Raw genomic sequence first — 18,737 nt, forward strand, 5'->3', positions numbered from 1 at the left:
GCAAGACTAATTGGCGTCGCATTTCACTTTATCGATATCGCACCAGAACGCATCGATTTTAGACTCGCATTGCTGCGCCGCCTTCCCCGTGGCTTCCAGCTTGGTCAAGCCAATGCCGGTAAAAGTGCCTTTATGGGTTTTCAGGATGCAGGAATATTGCGTCTGCGGCGTCGTAACTGGAGGAGGCGTCGGCTCGGCGTTCTGTAAATCGTAAACCGTATCCTGTAACTGCCTCACCGCCAGCTCAAGGTTCCTGACCCGCTCTCGAAGCTTGCGATTGGCGCGGTAGTGGGATTCATAGTCGTAGCCTCGCTCACGCATATACTGGTCGTAATCACGACGGTCAAATTCCTCGTCTCTTGAGGTTTCAATGTAGATGATCTTTTCACCGCCCATCTGCACTCTGAATTCTTCCGCCCCTGCGTTTTGCATTAGGCTTCCCAGCGCCACCGCCAACAACATCGCTTTTTTCATTTTTAATGGTTTCCCCAGTTGAAACGCTTCGTTAGTTATAGGGAAGCCATTGTAACGGCAAATCATGAACTTAAACTGAATAAATATCCCTTTTTCGGTTCAGCGTATCAGTCAGGCGACCCAAGAAGGTCTCAGGCCGCCATGCTGAAAAACAGAAGGGACGCGCTCTATTCAAAAGAGTCCATGATGACCCGGCCCATGGTTTTGTCGTCCGCATCAGTGATGTAACGGTATTCCCGGAACCAGTCCCACCATGCGTAGACAGAGTGATACTCCACGTCCAATCCGATAGTGCGCGCGCCAGCGTTGTAGCGATCAGCGCCGCTTAACGCGAAGGTCATATCCCGGCCGCGTTTGTTGGCCTGCATCTCGTTGTGGGCCATCTTTTCGCTCATGATGATGGGATAGTGATAGTCATACAGTTGACTCAAGGAAGGCGCCTTGCTGACGCTGGTGACGCGGCCGTCCACGCGCAAATCCCGCACGCAGGAATCCAACGCTCCGTCATAAGCGGCGCCGCAGGCGCTGTGCAGTGGCACAACGCTGTCGTCCCTGCCTTTAATGATGGGGTGCGTCGCGAAGCCGTAAAACTCGCTGCCTGTAGCGGCGATTCTCAGACGGGGAATGGCGGGCAGATTAGTGACGGCGGTGTTCCGCGCAACGGAAGTCTGCAGATCAATCATCACGCCTGGATTGATGCCCAGCGGAATTTCATAACCCAGAAACTTCAGCAGCGCCTCCAATACCTCTGCGCCATGGTTGACGCCATTAATCAGGTCCACCCCGAAGTTAGCCAGTTCAGTACCGCCGCCGGCGCCCGCCATGTCGATCACCGCGGCGACTTTAAAACGCTGCGCCAGGGACGAACCCAACAGCGAGTTCTTGTTGGACAGCACATAGCGCATCACCAGGTCGCCGGTGGAATGGGTAATAACCACGCATTCGTGATCACAGAAACCGGAGGACAGGATCGGCTGCAACTGATTGGCGATCAATGCGGCGATACCGCCCGCCCCCTGCAAACGATAGTGCGAAGGCCAATAAAGAATGCGGGTGGTGGCGGGGTCTTTCAGCGAGGCGTCAAAGCCGTCCCAATAACCAATGCCATCCGCCCGCCCCTGGTCGGTGGGGTTGAACAGAATATGCTGGGGTAAAAAGCCCTGAATCAAGAGGACGTTCTTGCCCGCCAGTTGCGCCTTGGCGGCGCCGCAGGCGGCGAACATCAACATTACAGTCAGCCATAGCTTGAGTGTTTTCACGTTAAATCTCCTTTTTTATCTTTGTTTTCGAGAATCGGTGGCGCTGCGGGCTAAACGCCCGCAACGTCGCGCCCGTTTACTGCACGCTTCCCAACTGGCGCAGAAACTCCAACCGCTTTTGCGCGTCTTCATCGACATAGGGAACATCGTCATAGTCAGAGAAAGGAAAACCGTTCACCGCAAAGGACGCCTGGGCGACGCTTCCGTATTCGGTTTGATAGGTGGGAGGGGCCGGCATCCGGGTCAAGGAAATGTCCCGCAGCCGATATGGTCCGGCGTCGCCTTTCTGTTTCAGCGCCGCTATATGAGCCCGCAGGTACATCAGGCCGTTTTCCACCTGAATCTCTTCCTGGGCGGATAAATGCACTAGAGGCTCATTGGCGTCAGCGCTGAAAAGAATGGCTGAGATCTCGTGAAAACCGGGGGCGTTCACCTGGACATGCACAGGAATATACAAATAGGCGCCGCGCACTTCCGCCGCGTCCACATAAGTCACCTGCGCCACGCTGGGGGTATAGGTAACCGGCGTTCCGATTTCGAAGACGCGGCCATTGATGGTCAGATTGGCGATGACGCGTAAATCGCTCCCCGCTTCCGCCAGCGCAGGATCGCCGCCGGAGAAGGTTAAATTGAACACGGAGCCGCTGCGCTGCACGCCCTCGGTGACGGCTAAGGTTTCAGCCTGCTCCACCAGACGTCCGTCCGCTTCCACCGTCGATCCGGCATTCAGGCCGGTGACGCTCACCGACGCGACAATGTCCTCGCCGATGAAGTACTGGCTCTTCGTGGTTTCGAGGCTGATGCGGGGACTGTTTGGATCTTTGAAATCCAATGGCATGCCTGCAGGAACGCTTTTATTGGGGAGATACTTGACGAGCGCCTCTTTATCTCGTATCGGATTGGAAAAACTTGGGTACTGAATCTGATCCTGATATTGATCAGCGACCTGCGTCAGGCGCGCTTTCACTTCCTTTTCAAAGAAAGGATTCTCGCCTGCTTCTGCCTCTTCTTCGGCATCCGCCGTCATGGATGGCGACGGCTGCGATAGCGCGACGACGCTCCCGGTTGGCGCAGCGGTCACAGCGGCGACAGGCGGCGTCTCGACGGCGGGCGTCACCGCCGCTTCAGCGTCAGGGATATCCACGCCCTGACCGCCAAAGAAAAAATAACTCAAAGCTAACGCGGCTATTGCGCCGCAGGCCAAAACAAGGCCCTGCTTTTCCTTGAAAAACATAACGATGAACCTTTGTCCTTTGTTATTTTTGTTTTAACGTTCGGCGGACCCTGTCTGCGCCAAACGCGGATATTTTTATTTCCTGTGGGCCACTATAAGCGTTAGAAAGCGGACGCGAAACCGCCCAAATAGGTGATTTCAAGCATTAGATATTAGATAAAAAGAGAAAGGGAGCTGACCGGAGGGTCAGTTTTTTGAGGCAGGAGAAGAAGAGGAACAGTCTTGATCAGCAGCGGCATGAACGGCGTTTGGGGAACAGTCATCCTCCGTCAGATATTGTTTCAGCTTCGGTATCGCCATCACGCCAATAATGCCCAGCGCAAACAAGATAACCGGAAACAGCAACATCATTTTTGCTTCGCGGGAATAGTGTTTACTCATCGTTTTAATTGCCTTGTAGATTGTCGATATCTATTTTGCGCATGAATTCGCCCAGGCTCTGCGAGACTAACCGAGGCTTATCTCCATCAAAGCAGTCGCTGTACACTTGAACGCTATATTCATCTTTAGGCTTTATCCGAAAGAGCTCGCTTTCCAAGAAAAAATCAGCGAAAAGCACGCCGAATTCATTCGTGTACTGAGCGTTTGCCTCAATCTCGGCAAGCGGCCAAAAACGCACAAGCCCGGCGCCACAATCGCTCATTCCATCGCATTCAAGGTAGAACTCCAAAATATCCTGTGTCGCAGCCATTCCCAGTCGGGAAAATACGAGTTTGATCGCCTCGCTTGTGGTGGGAGGATGGAATTGATGACCTTGTTCACGCCATTTCTGAATGAAGTCGGCAGGTTTGCTCAAGCCGATAATCTCCTGACAAATAACAATTCATGCAGCGGCTCGCCGGCATGCCCATAGTCCACCTTGGATCTGCCGTCGGGCAGAAATCCCAAGTTTTTATAAAACGCCATGGCGCGCTGGTTTCCGTTCAACACCCACAGGTATATGGCCTTGGCTTTTTTCTGCAGATAGTAGTCGCTCACATACTCTATTAGCCCTTTACCCAGGCCATGCCGCCAGTAGTTGGGGTCAATATTGATGGAGTACAGTTCGACGCCCTCTTCCCTGGCGAGTTGCTCGTCGCGAAACGCGCCGCTGCTGCAGAACCCGGCGACACATCCCTCATGCTCAATCACCAAACGCAATATCGGGCTGTCTTGCGCTAACGCCGCCGTCCATTGCTGCGTTCTTTTTCCACAGACAGAGACGCCAGAAATTCACTCGACATCAGCCCGCGATAGGCTTCCCGCCACGCCGCCACATGAATGACGGCGATGGTTGGAGCTTCTTCCACTGTAGCGGGGCGGATACGCATACCGGAGTCTTCCGACATTACACGGGAGCAAGGGGCAGATAGGGCTCCGGCGGCAGCGATACGGCGATGGCGTCGCCTTCTTTGATGACGCCGCCGGTCAGCACAATCGCCATCACGCCGGCCTTGCGCACCAGTTCGCCCTGCTCGTCCCGATCCAGCACCGCTGCGGTCAGCCCTTTTTGACAGTTATCCAGTTGTGCGCAGGGATTGCGTAATCCGGTGATCTCGACTTCAACCTGCTCTCCAATCGTTAATCTGGCGCCGGTTGGCAATGACAGCAGATCAAGTCCTTGCGTGGTGATATTCTCGCCGATAACGCCGGGCGCCACCTGAAAACCCTGCTGGCGCAGACCTTCCAACAGCTCATTGTGCACCAGATGCGCCTGCCGCAGATTCGGCGCCTGCGGATTCTTTTTGACGCGGGAACGATGTTTGACCGTCACGCCACGATGGGCGTCGCCTTCAACGCCCTCACCCGCAATCAGTGTGATGGAAGGAGTCTGTGTTTTGGAAAACACATGTTGATCACTCTTGCTTACCGCTACCATGACAGCCATGTTGCAATCTCCTTGCATGACCCAGGGAACCTCTGAAAAATACTGAACGCCTCACACTGGAACCAAAGGAAGATGGGGCTCCGGCGGCAATTCGACGTTGATGGCGTCGTCAACGCTTACGGGGCCGCCATCCAGCACAATCGCCATCACGCCGGATTTGCGGATCAGGTTACCCTGTTCGTCACGGTCCAGCACGGCGGCGACGAGTCCTTTCTGATGCTTATCAAGCTGTGAACAAGGGCTGCGCAATCCGGTCAACTCTATACGGGCGGTCGCGCCGAATTTAAGAATCGTCCCAACCGGCAACGACAACAGATCCAAACCGCTGGTGGTGATGTTCTCTCCGATCACGCCGGGGCTGACATTGAATCCTTTGCCTTGCAGTTCTTCCAGCAACTCATTATGAATCAAATGCACCTGACGCAAGTTGGGCGATTGCGCGTCTTTCTTAACGAGATGGATATGCTTCACCATGGCGCCGCGGTGGGCGTCGCCATCGACGCCTTCACCGGTGACCAGCTGAATAGTGGGGACCTGTTTCTTGGTAAACGTATGTTCAGCGCTCTTGCTGACAGATAGAACTTTAGCCAACGTAAACTCTCCTTTTACTCACTCAGTTCGGCAGGATAATCCTGCGCTCGTCAGCATACCAGCGCCCCTGCCTGAAAGTTAAGTCGTTGACCTGATTGCGATTGCGCCTTGGTCAAAGCGGGAGCTTTTACCAGCGTTGGATCAGGCTTTGCACCAATCGATTTTGGTTCCGCCTTCATAGGGCACAGCGAGCTTTTCCTTGATCAGGGACTGACCCAGACTTTCACCGTCGGCCACGACGTCCGCCAGCACCCGGAAATATTTATCCCGCTGGATATTTTCCAGTTTCACCTCTTTCGCGCTTCTCAGCTTCTCCACCAGAAACTGTTTGGCTTTCAGCGCCAAAGCCTTTTCTTTCTTGCAGGAACCACGCAGCTCAGGGGTATCGATATGTTTGATGCGCACGCCGATACGCTGCCCCACAATCGCCGGCCAGTCAGCGATGTCGGCGCGAAAGGTGTCGCCATCATAAATACTGGTGACCTGCGCAACCGTTGCAGAGCCAAAATTTTCATCTTTGATCCCTGCATTGGCGAGCATTGGCGCCGCCAGAATCAAACACAAAGCCAGACGTAACTTCATATGCATAACACCCTATTTATCAACAAGACTAGGGCGAATGCTAAAGTTGAGTTGTAGATTTATCCAGTAAATATTTGTTTAGACTGACTTCTCTCTATCAGCCAAACAAGAAGTCGCGCACTTCCTGGTAGATGCGCTGTTCGCTTCTCCAAGCGCTGGAGGAGAATATTTCACTGGGAAACAGAGTCTTGCTCTGCATAACAAAACCCAGACGGGTGGCGTCGTCATTAGTTTCCAGAATCACGTCGCTAATTTCATGCAGCGGACATTCGAAATGCTCCACGTCGCGCCACAGTCGTTTTCGCGTGCAGACAAACAGACCGCGCTCTTTGTCCAAGGTAACCCTGGCGTTGGCGGAAATCATCGCGAACCAGACAAACACCGGAACGGCCAGGCCCAGACCTGCTACGCCCACCCAGTTGAATGATTGGTACAGCAGAACGGAAACAAGCGCGGCGGCGACTGCAAACAAAATCAGCAACCAGCGCACTTCACGGCATTCCAATGTCATCAGATTGTTGGTTTTGCGCTTGATTAACATGGTTCGGATTTCTATCTATCAAGATGCGCTAATAAGCCGGCGCAAAAGCACGCTGCTGCCTCGACGGCTCTCACTTTTCAACGACCGCCGTTCCATAAGCCAGCACTTCGACTGTGCCCAGGGCGTTTTGTAACCCATTGGAAATGGTCGAGGTTTCCAGTTTTACGTTGTAGATCTCTTTGGAGCCGAGGGAAATGGCCTGTTCCTTCATGCGCAGAATCGCTTCTCGACGCGCTCTTTCCATCAAGGATTCATAGCTGAACAAACGGCCGCCGATCAACAGTCGCAACATGGCGAAGAAGCGTTTGAAATAATCAACGGACACCACCACGCTGCCGGTTACCAGTCGCGCCTCCACATTGGCGCGAGTCGGAGGAATATGCCGCCCCATGGATAAGATGACCGCTCGATGCTTCGCCTCGCGAATCCGCAATGACTTGAAGTGGGCTTTCTCAGCGCGACGCCCAAATCCATAGCCCAACGTCATCAATAGCAAAAACAAGCCAATATTGATCAGGATTTCCATGGGCGTTACTCCATGACCACCGCCGTACCATAGACAAACAGCTCCGCTGCGCCCTGCGCCACAGACGAAGTGGCGAAACGCACGTTAATCACCGCATTGGCGCCCATGCCGCGCGCCTGTCTTTTCATGCGCTCCAGCGCTTCGCCCCGGGCGTCTTCCAACAGCTCGGTATAACCGCGCAGCTCACCGCCGAATATATTCTTCAAGCCCGCCATGATGTCGCGCCCCACATGCTTGGAGCGAACAGTACTACCCTGCACCAGACCAAGATGTTTGACGATATTTTTACCAGGAATTGTTTCGATATTAGTGATCAACATAACTAATCCACAGACCTCTTGTTGGAAACACCTGCGGACATAATATGTCACAAATATTCAAAAAGGGAAGGACAAATATTTGCGTTGGGTAATTCGGGAGAATTGCGCTATCTCACCCGCCGCCAATCTCCTTCACTGCACCCTATTCCACATAGCCGTCTCCATTCAGCCATATTGGCGAGGGGTCTTTTTCGTCGAGAACGATGGCTCTGTATCGGGTCTCGCCGCTATCGTATCGGAGGGTCAGTAGATAGCCGTCGATTTCGTATTGGCCCTTTTGCTCAGGGGACACATGGTTGAAGGTCGAGCTGGCGCCAGAGATTTCCGTGCTGGCGTAGACCTGCGCGCCGCTGATAAATCTGCCGTCTGAGAAAAACTGAAAGTTTTTGATTGTCGCCACGGTGCTGTCGCCAGTGCTGGAGCCGCCGACATAGTGGAATTTATTGTTAATACGAAATCCTTTTGCTATCGGCGGATATTCCTCATCGTAAGCGAACGCCTTCCACTTATCCCCTTTCAGCCACTCATAATCGCCCCAGCTCTTGCGCCATTGGGTCCAGCGTTTGGGATATCTGGCTTTATGGGCGTCGACGCCGCCCGGAAATACTAACGCTCGAATATCCTTGCAGGCTTCGCCATTTTCAAAAAGTAATATCGGGTAGGCTTCCTTTAGGATCATTCCATAACTGTGGACGACCTTCTTGTCAAAGAGGACGGTCTCTATTTTGGCGATGTCTTTCTGGATCACCGCAGGATCAAGGGGCGGCTCCTTTTCCTTTTCCTTTTCCTTTTCCTTTTCCTTCAAAGCTTTGGCCTGGGGGGCGATGGCGAGCAACTTATCCATCAGGCCTTTGTAACGGGTCGCAGGCTGATACTCTTCGCTGGTCAGAATTTCTCCCAGAAGGTCGCAGCTCTTGGAGTCGAGACTGCTGACTTTTTCCTTCATCGCCTTGTCCGCTTTCACGACATTGTTCTGAAGTTTCTTATCCTTCGCTAACAAGGCCTGCATCACGATATCGATATCATCGATATGATTGCGTTCGCGCCAGGACTGATACTCTAAAACATGCTCAGTTGGGCATGCTTTGGCCAGTTCTGTGGCGAATCGGATATTCGTATATAGGTTGGGAAATTTTTCAAACCCCGAGCCGCCTAGCACAGAAGTAGAGAAGGCAGTGGTGGAGAAAATAATCCCGGACAGGAGTCGCTTCATTCATGAACGCCTTTGTTTGATCTCCTGATACCACGAGGGGGGGTCTGCATCAGCATGCGACCTACTCAGGAGAGATAATCAAAAACGTTATAAAAAACATAACCCTGTCCAGGTTACAACTATGATTTACCCCAGGTAATAATCGCCCCAACTCATCCTAAAGCCGACGGAATGCTGACAGTATGAGGCTCGGGAAAAGCCGTTTATTTCACATACTCATTCCCATCCAGCCAGGTGGGCGATGGGGCGTTTTTGTCACGCACGAGGGTTTTGTAGACGGTTTCGCCACTGTCAAAGTGCAACGTCAGCAGATAACCGTGGATCTCATAGCGCCCCTCATCCTCTGGATAATAAAAACTAACGGAAGAACTGATGGCGTCGTCGTGAGTCGGATATGAGTCCAATTGGCGGATGAACTTGCCGTCAGAGAAAAACTGGTAGCGGATGACGTTGGTGATGAGAAAGGCGCCGCCGTCGGTCTCCTGCTGAAAACGCAGGTCGCTTTCTAAGCGATAGCCTTCATCAAGAGGCGGGAGGGCTTTGTTAGAGACAAACTTTTGCCATTTCTCGCCGTTCAGCCACTCGCGTTCGCCATTGTTTGTTCGCCAACGCGTCCACTTGGAAGGGTTCTTGGCTTTGTGCTTCGCGACGCCGCCGCGAAATACCAGCGCTTGCATATCCGTGCAGAGATCGCCGTTTTTAAACAGCAGCTCAGGCGCATCCACCGCCGTCGACTTTCCAGCAACGCGCAGGGTGCGACGGTTAAACATCACCGCTTCTACTTGCGCGATATCCTGCTTGATCAGCTCCGGATTTATCGGCTGACTGTCGGCGCGCTCCCTTTCGCTGGTGAGCGCTTCCTGGGGTATTTCCTCAAGCAACTTCTGGCTTAACTCATTGAATGCGACAAAAGGCATAAAGTCGGGATTGCCGAGGACTTGCCCCAGATGAGCGCAATAATCCGCGCTGTGCAGTTTAACTTCCGCAGCGGCGTCCCTGGCGATCTCCGTCAAACGAACCTGAAGCTGCGCATCATTCACCGATAACACATTGACGGCGGACTCAATATCGTCGATGCGATTGAGTTTTCGCCAATTGAAGTATTCCGATTGATAGTTGTCAGGACAGGCTTCTGTCAGCTTGGCGACATACTGGATCTTCGCCAGCATGTCCGGAAGACGCTCAATACTGGCTTCATCGCCGAAAGCGAAAGCCGACAGACCAACGGAAAACAACAAGGATCTAGCCAGGATATTCTTCATTTATTCTCACTAACTTTGGTGGGATTCCTATGGTGCGCGCTCAAGAGCGCAACTGTTTTTACGGCCAGGAATATCGAGCGAATATATATTTTTTACAGCAAGTTACAACCATTCTTTAACAAACCTGAACCCACCCTTACAAAAATCAATTTGGCTATTTTTTGAACCATGCCTATGTTTTTTATTACTTGAAGAACGGAATAAAAAGTAACGTTTCGCTGACAAGGAGTGGGCTGATGGAAAACGCTGCATTGACCTTGGATGTCGCGATTGTCGGTGGAGGAGTTTCCGGCGTATACAGCGCCTGGCGCTTGCAGTCGGAATTTGGCGACAAGCAGGCGATCGCATTGTTTGAGTACAGTGACCGTATCGGCGGTCGCCTCTACAGCATCACGCTGCCCGGTCTTCCCAATGTGGTGGCGGAAGTCGGCGGCATGCGCTACATCCCCGACGCCCATATTCTGGTAGCCAATCTGGTCAAATACCTGCAGTTGCCGACGAAGGATTTCCCCATGGGAGCGCCCGAACCCGTCGGCTCCCAAGACAATCTCTTTTTCCTGCGCGGCGTACGTTTCCGCTATCGGGACTTCAGCAGTCATCCCGACAAGATTCCCTATAACCTGGCGTGGAGCGAGCGCGGTTATGGGCCCGAGGATCTGCAGGTCAAAATCATGAACTACCTGTATCCCGGTTTCGCCGACTTGTCTCTGTGCGATCAGATGCGGGTGAAAGTATTCGGCAAAGAGATCTGGAAGTACGGCTTCTGGGATCTGCTCTACCGGGTGCTCAGCAATGAAGGCTATATGTTCATGAAGGACGCCGGCGGCTATGACGCCAACGTAGCCAACGCCAATGCCGCGACGCAGCTGCCGGCGACAGAGTACAGCGATGAGACGAAGTTCCTCACGCTGAAACACGGTTTCCAGTCGCTGCCCCTCACGTTGTGCGAGCAGTTCGTGCAGGCGCCGGGGAGCCTGCTCGGAAGCAAGCGTCTCTACATGAATCATCGTCTGGCGGAGATTCGCTACACCGGCGACGACGATTATCCCTACAGTCTGCATTTTCAACATACGCATACGGTGGATGGAAAAACCACGGACCACCCCGGCGAAACCATCGTGCGCGCCAAGCGCATTATCCTGGCCATGCCGCGTCGCTCTCTGGAGCTGATCAAGTCGGAGTTTTTCGATGATACCTGGCTGCAGGAGAACCTGCCGTCCGTGTTAATCCAATCCGCCTTCAAGCTGTTTCTCGCCTATGAAAAGCCCTGGTGGCGCAGTCTGGGATTGGTGGCGGGACGCTCTGTCACGGACCTTCCGGTGAGACAGGTTTACTACATGGGAACCGAATGCGAGCAACCCGGCGGCGAGCCTTTCCTGAACTCTCTGCTGATGGCCTCTTATAACGATATTGGCACGGTCCCGTTCTGGAAGGGGTTGGAAGACGGACTGCCTTTCATCGGCTACAAACCGTCCTGCCTGGAGGCGGATATCAGCGCCGACAAGATCGTGCCCCGCACCCGCTATCAGGTCAGCGAAGACATGGTGCGCGCGGCGCAACAACAAGTGCGCCAGGTCCATGATCAAGTGGAGCTGCCGGAGCCATACAGCGCGGTGTATCACGCCTGGGACGACGATCCCTATGGCGGCGGCTGGCATGAATGGAAAGCCAATTATCGACTCGACAAAATCATGTGCCGCATGCGCCACCCGGTGGAGGATCAACAGATTTTTATTGTCGGCGAAGCCTACTCCTACGATCAGGGCTGGGTGGAAGGCGCGTTGACCGTCGCCGAGTCGACCCTGGAGGATTTTTTCGCCATGACGCGCCCCTCCTGGCTGCCCCCGGAACAAAAATTCTCCCTGATGCCGGTCCCCTGCCCCGACGGTTGCGCTGACGAATGCGACTGTCTCACCTGCGATGACTGCAAGAAAGTGTTGGATGAAGTCACTCAATTTGCGTACAAAGGAATCGACAATGTTGAAGGATAACTCATTTACCGTCGCCGACTATCTGCTCACCCGCCTGCGCCAGCTTGGCCTCGGCAAAGTGTTTCAAGTGCCCGGCGATTATGTTTCCGAATTCATGGAAGCGCTGGAAAAATTCGATGGCGTGGACGCCGTGGGAGACATCAATGAGCTGGGCGCGGGTTACGCCGCCGACGGCTACGCCCGTTTCGCCGGCATCGGCGCGGTATCCGTCCAGTACGGCGTCGGAACCTTCAGCGTGTTGAACGCCGTGGCGGGGTCTTACGTAGAGCGCAATCCAGTGGTGGTGGTCAGCGCCAGCCCGTCCGCCCAGGACAGACTGATCATTCGCGACAAAGGCGTGTTGTTTCATCATTCGACCGGCAATCTGAATGCGGATAAAAAGGTCTTTGAGCAAGTCACCGTCGCCGCGGAAGTCTTGAGCAACGCCGCCGAGGCCCCGCTGCAGATCGACCGCGCCCTCACCGCCGCCATCAGCAAGCGCCGTCCCATTTATCTGGAGGCGTGGCAAAACGTATGGGGCGAGCCCTGCCGGGAGCCGGAGCACCCACTGCGACCGCAACCTCCGGTCAGCGACAGAGCGTCATTGCGGGCGGTGGTGGATGAAACCCTGCAGAGACTGGTCAACGCCAAACGCGGCGTGATCATGCTGGGCATCGAGATCGCCCGTTATGGCCTGCAGGAACAGGCGCTGCGCATGGTCGAGGCCAGCGGGCTGCCCTTCACCACCACGCTGGAGGCGAAGTCCGTCCTCGATGAAAGTCATCCCCAGTTCATCGGCACCTATGCGGGCGCCGCGTCCTGTCCCGGCACGCGGGAATACATGAAGAACGTCGATTGCATACTGGCCCTTGGCGTGATTTTCACTGACGACTACCTGGACTTGATGCAGAGCGATTTCTCCGAGATTATTCTGGTTAACGATGAACAAGTGCGCGTGGGCTATGAATACTTCCGCAACGTCGCCATGACCGATTACATTGATGGCCTGTCAGCGCAGATCAAAAGCAAAAACGGATTCCCGCACCCATTGATAAAAGTCCATCTGGACGATGGAGAGTGCGCCGGCTGGAATACTGAACTGGGCGCACAGCTCACCTACAACATTTTCTTCGATCAACTCACGCACTTCTTCCAGGAGCGACGCTTACAGTCAGAAATCGAACTGATCCTGGGCGAAAGTTCTTCGCTTTATGTGGCCAGCAACATAAACGGATTGCCTCAAAACAGCTTTATCGCCGACGCCGTTTGGGGATCGCTCGGACATGAAACCGGCTGCGCCATCGGCGTCGCCATGGCCAGCGGCAAGCGGCCCTATGTCGTCGCCGGCGATGGCGGTTTCATGATGATGTGCCAGTCTCTGTCCACACTGGCGCGCAATCGCATTAACGCCGTCGTTTTCGTGATGAGCAATGGGGTCTATGCGATCGAGCAGGCCTTTGTCGATATCAAGGCGTTCACGCCGGAAGGACGTTTTGCGCCTTTCGACATCCTGCCGCAATGGGACTACCAGTCCCTCGCCAAAGCCTACGGCGCCATGGGATATCGGGCGCAGACCATCGACGAGCTGCAGAAAATATTATTGGATGTAGAGTCCCTGGTGGACTGCCCCGCGCTGGTGGAAATTGTCATTCCGCAAAAAGATCTGGCGCCGCAAATTCGTCGTCTTGCCAAACCGTCCTGAAGATAAGACCCGGAAGATAAGATAAGGAAGCTGAGTGCCGTGAGAGCAAGGCGGGCGTCTACGCCCGCCCGCTGACAATCACTAGGGCAGGTAATAATCCGCTGAGGAGACAAACTCAACCGTCGCGTCGACCGTCCGAGCCATCTGAGCGGAGACCCGACCAGGAAAGACAGATTCCATCACATCGATGCGATCGCCGCCGCTATGCCAGATTTCTCCCCACTTCTCCTCGGCGTCTTTATCGCAAGAGCCAATAGTCGCTTCGTCAAAACAGGTCCAGAACTGCGGGTTAACGGTTTGTGAGTATCCGTTTTTTCCATCTCTTCCGTTTATATCGAAATTAGTCGCTTCAACATAAGCGATGGGGATACCTCGGCAGGCGAACGCAACATGATCAGACCAGGAACCGGTCTCTCCAGGCAGAAATTCACCCTCCACCTCTGGATGGATAAGAAAATCGTTATCCCCTTCGAGAGCGATAGAGGCATTTAACATGGCCATACGCAGGGTATCGCCTGCTGCATAAGATTGGTTAGCGCCTTTGCACGTGTACGGCGTAACACTATTGGCGGAATGCACATACAGGTAATCGCCGCCAGCCACCGTATCATAATTAACCATACCAACGATTTTGCCTAAATCCTCAACTGGCAAATTTTCTACGTAATAGTAAGAGCCATAAAGGCCGACCTCTTCAGCGCCGAAGAACACGAAACGTAAGGTATACGGTAAGGTTTTATCTTTGACCCGCTTGGCTACTTCCAACAAGGCGGCGACGCCTGTGCCGTTATCCGTCGCGCCGGTGGAGCCATGATCTTCGCCGGTGGTGTCATAGTGAGCCCCCAGCACCAGTATTTTATCCGGGCTGGTCCCAGCCTTTTCGAAAAAGACATTGCTGGAGTTAAATTCGGTATCGCTTTCATGGTAGGTAAACGCTTGCGCGCTTGGCGTGTAGCCCAATGACTTAATCTCAGCCAGCAGATAGGCTTCCGCCTTACGTTCACTCTCGGTTCCGGCCACTCTGGCGCCGATGCCTTTGGTGGGATGAGCCAGATCGACCAGAAAGTCGTCCGCGGTTTTGTTGGCGTTAGCGCCGCCGTTGTTGGAATCATTATTATTGGAACAGCCAGTCACTAACATCAGGCAAGCCAGTCCAGGCAATAGTTTTCTTGTATTTATCTCGGAAAACATCAAATTTCTCCTATCGTAAAAAGATGCGCAAGGCATCAAAAACCCCGTCCGGCGATAAGCAAATATCGTGGAGAAGTCATTATTTTTATTTGAAAAACATCAAGATAATCGATGCAGCGACAGTTCACGGCGCACCTTGGCGGCGATGCTGATCACTGTCGTCGCACCATACTGCAGCATTCAACTCTGGCCGGATATCCCTCTTTTGCCTTAGGAACCGCTCCCACTGCTTCCGTCAACTACAGCTTCGTTATGCTCAGTGCTATAGTTTTTTAAGAGACTGTATAAATATCACCCAGCCCATTTGAGAAACTCATGCGCGCCCACATGACGTCTCCATGGTCGAAAATCCTGCTCCTGATCTTCGCGCTGATGGGAGCCGTCGGAGCGGCTCGCACTGAATCCGACATCGTTGAAATTAATGTCTGCGGCATTGATGTCGCGAACCCGCCCATTTATCGACTGACCATGGCGGAGACCACGGACACCACCGAATACAAAGGCGTCGCCTATGAGTTGATGGACGAGATTGAGCTGCAGGCGCCCATACGCATTATCTTTGAGCGCCGCCCCTGGAAGCGCTGCCTGTCGCAACTACAGACAGGTCAGTCGGATGCGGTGATCGGCTCCTCCTATGTGCCGGAGCGGGAGCAATACAGCCATTACCCTCGCAAACTGGACGGTACAGTGGACGCATCCAAGCTGGTGTACAGCAACACCCTGTGGCTGTATGTCTCAGACCCCGCAGTGCAATGGGACGGCGTGTCGCTAAAGCTGCCGCCGGGAGCCCAGGCCGCCGCCGGACTGGGCTACTCTTCCGCTGACTTGCTGCAACGCATGGGGGTGGAGGTCATTGAGCGCTACGAACCCAAACACCTGGCCAATCTGCTGACCAGCCGTCGAGTGGCGTTAGTCGCCAGCTACGCCATGCAGGTGGAGCCGTATCTTGACCTGAACGATCCCAACACCCCCGTACAACGTCTGCCCACACCTTTAATGCAGGACGACATGTTCATGGTCTTTTCGCGCCAGTTCTACGCCCGTCATCAGCACGTGGCGGAGCGTATCTGGGAAGTTTGCGCTGATATTCATGAGTCCGGCCGCTACAACGAAATCATGGCGTTATACTTCTCATTTCTGGACTCTCAGTAGCCTCAAGCCACTTCCGAATGAGCGCGGGCCAGCAACTGCTCCGGCGACAAAGGCAACAGGCTTTCAATCGCTTTACGTTCTCTCACCAGCTCTTCTTCCGTCACCCGCACCATACGGCGGCAGAAGTCGTCCAGGTCCAGCCCCTCCACCACTTCTACCCGACCTTGGCGACAGGTGACCGGGTAGGAAAAGAACAGACCCGGCGTCACGCCATATTCTCCCTGGCTCAATACGCCCATGCTGACGAAATCCCCTTCTTCCGTGCCGAAGCGCCAGTCTCTCAGGTGATCGATAATCGCCTGCGCGGCGGAGCTGGAACTGGTTTTCCCTTTGCAGGAAATAACCGCCGCCCCTCGCTGCTGCACTTGGTCGATCATAATGTCCCGATACCAGTTCATATCCAGCGCCATGCGAATGGGCTGGCCATCGATACGCAGATGAGAGGCGTCCGGAAACAAAGTGCTGGCGTGGTTGCCCCAGATCGTCAGGCGTTTGATGCGGCGGGGATTGATGCCGATTTTGCGGGCGAGAAAACCCAGCGCCCGATTGTGGTCCAGCCGCATAAGAGCGGAGAATTGCTGATGAGGCAGATAGCGCGCATTCGCCCAGGCGATCAGGGCGTTGGTGTTGGCGGGATTGCCCACGACCAGGGTTTTCACCGTCTCTTTGGCGACCTTGCCCAGGGCTCTCCCCTGCTCGACAAAGATGGATGGGTTTTCCTGCAATTGCTGCATGCGATCCATGCTGGGCGTACGAGGCTTGGCGCCGGTCAGAATCGCGAAGTCCACATCCTTGAAACCGCTGACGGGATCATCGTGCAGACTCACGCTCTCCAGCAAAGGCAGCGCGCAATCTTCCAACTCCATCGCCAGGCCTTCCAGGGCTTTCATGGACTCACTCTTTTCTATCAGTTGCAGACGGATGCTGGCGTCAGGTCCAAACGGCTCGCCCGCCGCCAGGCGGAACAGCAATGACTGACACACGTTGCCGGCGGCTCCAGTGACTGCGACAGTGACGGTTTGACTCATAGCGCGCCCTCCTTGAGGTGGATAAAAGATACGGCGACACTTTTATTCTAATCAGGGCTATCCTGGCGCGACCTCAGCAATAGGTCGTAATTTGTACAATCGAGACTTAGACTTCCGGCTAATTTTTAACGAAGAGATGCTCAGGGGTTTCATCCCGCGAGAAAATCTGAATACTTAATTCCCTTATCGCCAAGTACTTAGGCGCATTTGTATATGACCACGACTGAGTGAGGAGAATGCTATGAGTAAGCCGGGAAACCACAACGGAAAAGTTGCGCTGGTCACAGGCGCATCCGTCGGCTTGGGCGAAGCGATTGCGGAGCGACTGGCGCATGAGGGCTACGACTTGATCCTGCTGGCGCGCCGTCAAGATAAACTGGAGGCGCTGGCGGCCCGCTTGCCGACCAACTGCCATATCATCGCCTGCGATATCTGCGATCAACCAGCAGTGACGGCGGCGATCGAAAACCTGCCGCCCGCATTCGCCGCCATAGATCTGCTTATCAACAACGCCGGGCTGGCTTTGGGATTAGGTCCGGCGCAAAGCGTCTCCTGGGAAGACTGGAGCCGTATGATTGAAGTGAACTGCACCGGACTGGCGTTCATGACTCATTTGCTGTTGCCGGGCATGGTGGAGCGCAATGCCGGACATATCATCAATATCGGCTCCATCGCTGGTTCATACGCTTACTTTGGCGGCAATGTCTACGGCGCCACCAAAGCCTTCGTCGAGCAGTTCTCCCGCAACCTGAAAGCCGACCTGTTGGGCACGGCGCTGAGAGTCACCAACATTGAACCCGGCATGGTAGGCGGCAGCGAATTTTCGCTGGTTCGTTTCAAAGGCGATGAAGATAAAGCGAAGGCGACATATGAGAACGCCGATGCGTTGACGCCGGAACATATCGCGGATTGCGTGGCTTGGGCGGCGACCCGTCCCGCCAATGTGAACATCAACCGCATCGAAGTGATGCCGGTGTGCCAGGCCCCCGAGCGACTGGCGATTCACCGGAATAAATCCGAAGGCTAGCCCAACGTTCGCATAGATAATCTACTGCGCCAACGCAAAGCGCTAATTGGACCGGATGAAGTTGGCGACAATGTCGCAGAACTCATCCGGCGCTTCCAACATCATCATATGCCCAGTATTTTTCTGTCGAACGCTTTGTCGCGCCGCTGCACGCGCATAAGCAGGCGTATCCCACCCGGCGTCGGAGCGCTCGCCTGAGAGCAGGAATAACGGCAGGCCGCTATCCACGACGCGGCGAACAGTACCCTGATATTCCTCTCCAGCGGTTTCCTTCACGACGGCAGTAGCCACCGCATGGACTGTTTCCGCCGATTGGTTAAGCAATACTTCGCGCGCCCATTCGAGCCGCTCAGGGGTTGCTTCAATCTCCGCGCGAGCCAGCCAGCTCTCTGGATCGCGCTGCATTTCCGCATAATTTTCTCGCCACTCCGGCATAGACATCGCGGCGACTTTCCTGCACCAGAACGCATCATTAAGAGTGAAGTTGCCTTCCACGCTAATAAGGCCGCGCACCAGCTGCGGATACGCCTCAGCCAACAACATCGCAATGGCGCCGCCCACACTGTGCCCCACTACCCAACAGGGGCCATCATCCAAATTCAGTATCAGGTCGCGGACATATTCGGCTTGGCCGCGTAAAGAAAAACCTTCCTCTCCATACTGCATTGGGGTCGCGGCGTATCCCGGCAAATCCGGCGTTAACCAGCGAAAGTCAGGAACACGCTTTTGCGGCTCAAAGTAGCTCAGGGAACCCATTAATCCGTGGATCATCACCACATTCGTCGTATGCGCCATCGC

Annotated in this window: 22 protein-coding genes; 4 read left to right on the plus strand and 18 right to left on the minus strand. The window is 54.3% G+C overall.

Going from position 1 to position 18,737, the window contains the following annotated elements:
* Positions 1-6: 6 nt before the first annotated feature.
* The 15 genes from ACQYWX_RS21235 to ACQYWX_RS21305 form a co-directional block, all read right to left on the minus strand.
* Positions 7-474: a hypothetical protein gene (locus tag ACQYWX_RS21235; protein ID WP_216738303.1), complete on the minus strand. Its 468-nt coding sequence runs from the start codon at positions 472-474 to the stop codon at positions 7-9.
* A gap of 167 nt (positions 475-641) precedes the next feature.
* The gene (locus ACQYWX_RS21240; protein WP_431686263.1) at positions 642-1,733 is read right to left on the minus strand and encodes a hypothetical protein; all 1,092 of its coding nucleotides are present in this window, start codon (positions 1,731-1,733) and stop codon (positions 642-644) included.
* Positions 1,734-1,809: 76 nt separating this feature from the next.
* Positions 1,810-2,967 carry a hypothetical protein gene (locus tag ACQYWX_RS21245; RefSeq protein ID WP_431686264.1) on the minus strand — a complete coding sequence of 386 codons (1,158 nt, stop codon included), beginning with the start codon at positions 2,965-2,967 and terminating at the stop codon, positions 1,810-1,812.
* Positions 2,968-3,153: 186 nt separating this feature from the next.
* The gene (locus tag ACQYWX_RS21250; protein WP_431686265.1) at positions 3,154-3,348 is read right to left on the minus strand and encodes a hypothetical protein; all 195 of its coding nucleotides are present in this window, start codon (positions 3,346-3,348) and stop codon (positions 3,154-3,156) included.
* Positions 3,349-3,352: 4 nt separating this feature from the next.
* Positions 3,353-3,763: a hypothetical protein gene (locus ACQYWX_RS21255; RefSeq protein WP_431686266.1), complete on the minus strand. Its 411-nt coding sequence runs from the start codon at positions 3,761-3,763 to the stop codon at positions 3,353-3,355.
* Positions 3,760-4,098: an N-acetyltransferase family protein gene (locus ACQYWX_RS21260; protein ID WP_431689527.1), complete on the minus strand. Its 339-nt coding sequence runs from the start codon at positions 4,096-4,098 to the stop codon at positions 3,760-3,762. Before ACQYWX_RS21260 ends, ACQYWX_RS21255 begins: the two co-directional genes overlap by 4 nt.
* A 26-nt stretch (positions 4,099-4,124) precedes the next feature.
* Positions 4,125-4,277 carry a hypothetical protein gene (locus tag ACQYWX_RS21265; RefSeq protein WP_431686267.1) on the minus strand — a complete coding sequence of 51 codons (153 nt, stop codon included), beginning with the start codon at positions 4,275-4,277 and terminating at the stop codon, positions 4,125-4,127.
* 17 nt (positions 4,278-4,294) lie between these two features.
* Entirely contained in the window at positions 4,295-4,834 is a 540-nt protein-coding gene (locus tag ACQYWX_RS21270) for an MOSC domain-containing protein (RefSeq protein WP_431686268.1), read from the minus strand.
* Positions 4,835-4,885: 51 nt separating this feature from the next.
* Positions 4,886-5,425 carry an MOSC domain-containing protein gene (locus ACQYWX_RS21275; RefSeq protein ID WP_431686269.1) on the minus strand — a complete coding sequence of 180 codons (540 nt, stop codon included), beginning with the start codon at positions 5,423-5,425 and terminating at the stop codon, positions 4,886-4,888.
* Between the two features lie 141 nt (positions 5,426-5,566).
* A complete protein-coding gene (locus ACQYWX_RS21280; protein WP_279507816.1) occupies positions 5,567-6,007 on the minus strand; it encodes a thermonuclease family protein in 441 nt (146 codons plus the stop codon).
* Between the two features lie 97 nt (positions 6,008-6,104).
* On the minus strand, positions 6,105-6,548 hold the full coding sequence (locus ACQYWX_RS21285; protein ID WP_431686270.1) for a hypothetical protein: 444 nt from the start codon (positions 6,546-6,548) through the stop codon (positions 6,105-6,107).
* Positions 6,549-6,618: 70 nt separating this feature from the next.
* A complete protein-coding gene (locus ACQYWX_RS21290) occupies positions 6,619-7,074 on the minus strand; it encodes a YbjQ family protein (protein ID WP_216738295.1) in 456 nt (151 codons plus the stop codon).
* Between the two features lie 5 nt (positions 7,075-7,079).
* Positions 7,080-7,394 carry a YbjQ family protein gene (locus tag ACQYWX_RS21295; RefSeq protein WP_011395889.1) on the minus strand — a complete coding sequence of 105 codons (315 nt, stop codon included), beginning with the start codon at positions 7,392-7,394 and terminating at the stop codon, positions 7,080-7,082.
* 142 nt (positions 7,395-7,536) lie between these two features.
* Positions 7,537-8,607, minus strand: coding sequence for a hypothetical protein (locus tag ACQYWX_RS21300; RefSeq protein ID WP_431686271.1), 1,071 nt, complete (start codon positions 8,605-8,607; stop codon positions 7,537-7,539).
* Between the two features lie 203 nt (positions 8,608-8,810).
* Complete coding sequence (locus ACQYWX_RS21305) at positions 8,811-9,869, minus strand: hypothetical protein (protein ID WP_431686272.1); 1,059 nt, start codon at positions 9,867-9,869, stop codon at positions 8,811-8,813.
* 236 nt (positions 9,870-10,105) lie between these two features.
* On the opposite strand from ACQYWX_RS21305, the gene ACQYWX_RS21310 reads away from it, so the two are divergent.
* Together ACQYWX_RS21310 and ACQYWX_RS21315 are read left to right on the plus strand one after the other, a co-directional pair.
* A complete protein-coding gene (locus ACQYWX_RS21310; RefSeq protein ID WP_431686273.1) occupies positions 10,106-11,860 on the plus strand; it encodes a flavin monoamine oxidase family protein in 1,755 nt (584 codons plus the stop codon).
* Entirely contained in the window at positions 11,847-13,541 is a 1,695-nt protein-coding gene (locus ACQYWX_RS21315; protein WP_216738291.1) for an alpha-keto acid decarboxylase family protein, read from the plus strand. The genes ACQYWX_RS21310 and ACQYWX_RS21315 overlap by 14 nt, the downstream gene beginning before the upstream one ends.
* Before the next feature lie 81 nt (positions 13,542-13,622).
* Here the strand turns inward: ACQYWX_RS21315 and ACQYWX_RS21320 are convergent, their stop codons facing one another.
* A complete protein-coding gene (locus ACQYWX_RS21320) occupies positions 13,623-14,732 on the minus strand; it encodes a M28 family metallopeptidase (RefSeq protein WP_431686274.1) in 1,110 nt (369 codons plus the stop codon).
* A gap of 327 nt (positions 14,733-15,059) precedes the next feature.
* Here ACQYWX_RS21320 and ACQYWX_RS21325 point away from each other — a divergent pair, with 327 nt between their 5' ends.
* Positions 15,060-15,884, plus strand: coding sequence for a substrate-binding periplasmic protein (locus ACQYWX_RS21325; protein WP_431686275.1), 825 nt, complete (start codon positions 15,060-15,062; stop codon positions 15,882-15,884).
* 2 nt (positions 15,885-15,886) lie between these two features.
* On the opposite strand, the gene ACQYWX_RS21330 is transcribed toward ACQYWX_RS21325, so the two are convergent.
* On the minus strand, positions 15,887-16,912 hold the full coding sequence (locus tag ACQYWX_RS21330) for a malate dehydrogenase (RefSeq protein ID WP_216738288.1): 1,026 nt from the start codon (positions 16,910-16,912) through the stop codon (positions 15,887-15,889).
* 241 nt (positions 16,913-17,153) lie between these two features.
* On the opposite strand from ACQYWX_RS21330, the gene ACQYWX_RS21335 reads away from it, so the two are divergent.
* Positions 17,154-17,939 carry an SDR family NAD(P)-dependent oxidoreductase gene (locus tag ACQYWX_RS21335; protein WP_216738287.1) on the plus strand — a complete coding sequence of 262 codons (786 nt, stop codon included), beginning with the start codon at positions 17,154-17,156 and terminating at the stop codon, positions 17,937-17,939.
* A 42-nt stretch (positions 17,940-17,981) separates the two neighbouring features.
* Here ACQYWX_RS21335 and ACQYWX_RS21340 read toward each other — a convergent pair whose 3' ends face one another.
* On the minus strand, positions 17,982-18,734 hold the full coding sequence (locus ACQYWX_RS21340) for an alpha/beta fold hydrolase (RefSeq protein ID WP_431686276.1): 753 nt from the start codon (positions 18,732-18,734) through the stop codon (positions 17,982-17,984).
* Between the last annotated feature and the right edge of the window lie 3 nt (positions 18,735-18,737).

The organism is Hahella sp. NBU794, from assembly GCF_050749805.1.
Classification (GTDB): domain Bacteria; phylum Pseudomonadota; class Gammaproteobacteria; order Pseudomonadales; family Oleiphilaceae; genus Hahella.

Excerpts from the sequence above, each read along its gene's own strand:
- ACQYWX_RS21235 (WP_216738303.1), bottom strand. The coding sequence starts at position 474 with ATGAAAAAAGCGATGTTGTTGGCGGTGGCGCTGGGAAGCCTAATGCAA.
- ACQYWX_RS21245 (WP_431686264.1), bottom strand. The coding sequence starts at position 2,967 with ATGTTTTTCAAGGAAAAGCAGGGCCTTGTTTTGGCCTGCGGCGCAATA.
- ACQYWX_RS21250 (WP_431686265.1), bottom strand. The coding sequence starts at position 3,348 with ATGAGTAAACACTATTCCCGCGAAGCAAAAATGATGTTGCTGTTTCCG.
- ACQYWX_RS21265 (WP_431686267.1), bottom strand. The coding sequence starts at position 4,277 with ATGCGTATCCGCCCCGCTACAGTGGAAGAAGCTCCAACCATCGCCGTC.
- ACQYWX_RS21270 (WP_431686268.1), bottom strand. The coding sequence starts at position 4,834 with ATGGCTGTCATGGTAGCGGTAAGCAAGAGTGATCAACATGTGTTTTCC.
- ACQYWX_RS21280 (WP_279507816.1), bottom strand. The coding sequence starts at position 6,007 with ATGAAGTTACGTCTGGCTTTGTGTTTGATTCTGGCGGCGCCAATGCTC.
- ACQYWX_RS21285 (WP_431686270.1), bottom strand. The coding sequence starts at position 6,548 with ATGTTAATCAAGCGCAAAACCAACAATCTGATGACATTGGAATGCCGT.
- ACQYWX_RS21290 (WP_216738295.1), bottom strand. The coding sequence starts at position 7,074 with ATGGAAATCCTGATCAATATTGGCTTGTTTTTGCTATTGATGACGTTG.
- ACQYWX_RS21295 (WP_011395889.1), bottom strand. The coding sequence starts at position 7,394 with ATGTTGATCACTAATATCGAAACAATTCCTGGTAAAAATATCGTCAAA.
- ACQYWX_RS21300 (WP_431686271.1), bottom strand. The coding sequence starts at position 8,607 with ATGAAGCGACTCCTGTCCGGGATTATTTTCTCCACCACTGCCTTCTCT.
- ACQYWX_RS21305 (WP_431686272.1), bottom strand. The coding sequence starts at position 9,869 with ATGAAGAATATCCTGGCTAGATCCTTGTTGTTTTCCGTTGGTCTGTCG.
- ACQYWX_RS21310 (WP_431686273.1), top strand. The coding sequence starts at position 10,106 with ATGGAAAACGCTGCATTGACCTTGGATGTCGCGATTGTCGGTGGAGGA.
- ACQYWX_RS21315 (WP_216738291.1), top strand. The coding sequence starts at position 11,847 with ATGTTGAAGGATAACTCATTTACCGTCGCCGACTATCTGCTCACCCGC.
- ACQYWX_RS21320 (WP_431686274.1), bottom strand. The coding sequence starts at position 14,732 with ATGTTTTCCGAGATAAATACAAGAAAACTATTGCCTGGACTGGCTTGC.
- ACQYWX_RS21325 (WP_431686275.1), top strand. The coding sequence starts at position 15,060 with ATGACGTCTCCATGGTCGAAAATCCTGCTCCTGATCTTCGCGCTGATG.
- ACQYWX_RS21330 (WP_216738288.1), bottom strand. The coding sequence starts at position 16,912 with ATGAGTCAAACCGTCACTGTCGCAGTCACTGGAGCCGCCGGCAACGTG.
- ACQYWX_RS21335 (WP_216738287.1), top strand. The coding sequence starts at position 17,154 with ATGAGTAAGCCGGGAAACCACAACGGAAAAGTTGCGCTGGTCACAGGC.
- ACQYWX_RS21340 (WP_431686276.1), bottom strand. The coding sequence starts at position 18,734 with ATGGCGCATACGACGAATGTGGTGATGATCCACGGATTAATGGGTTCC.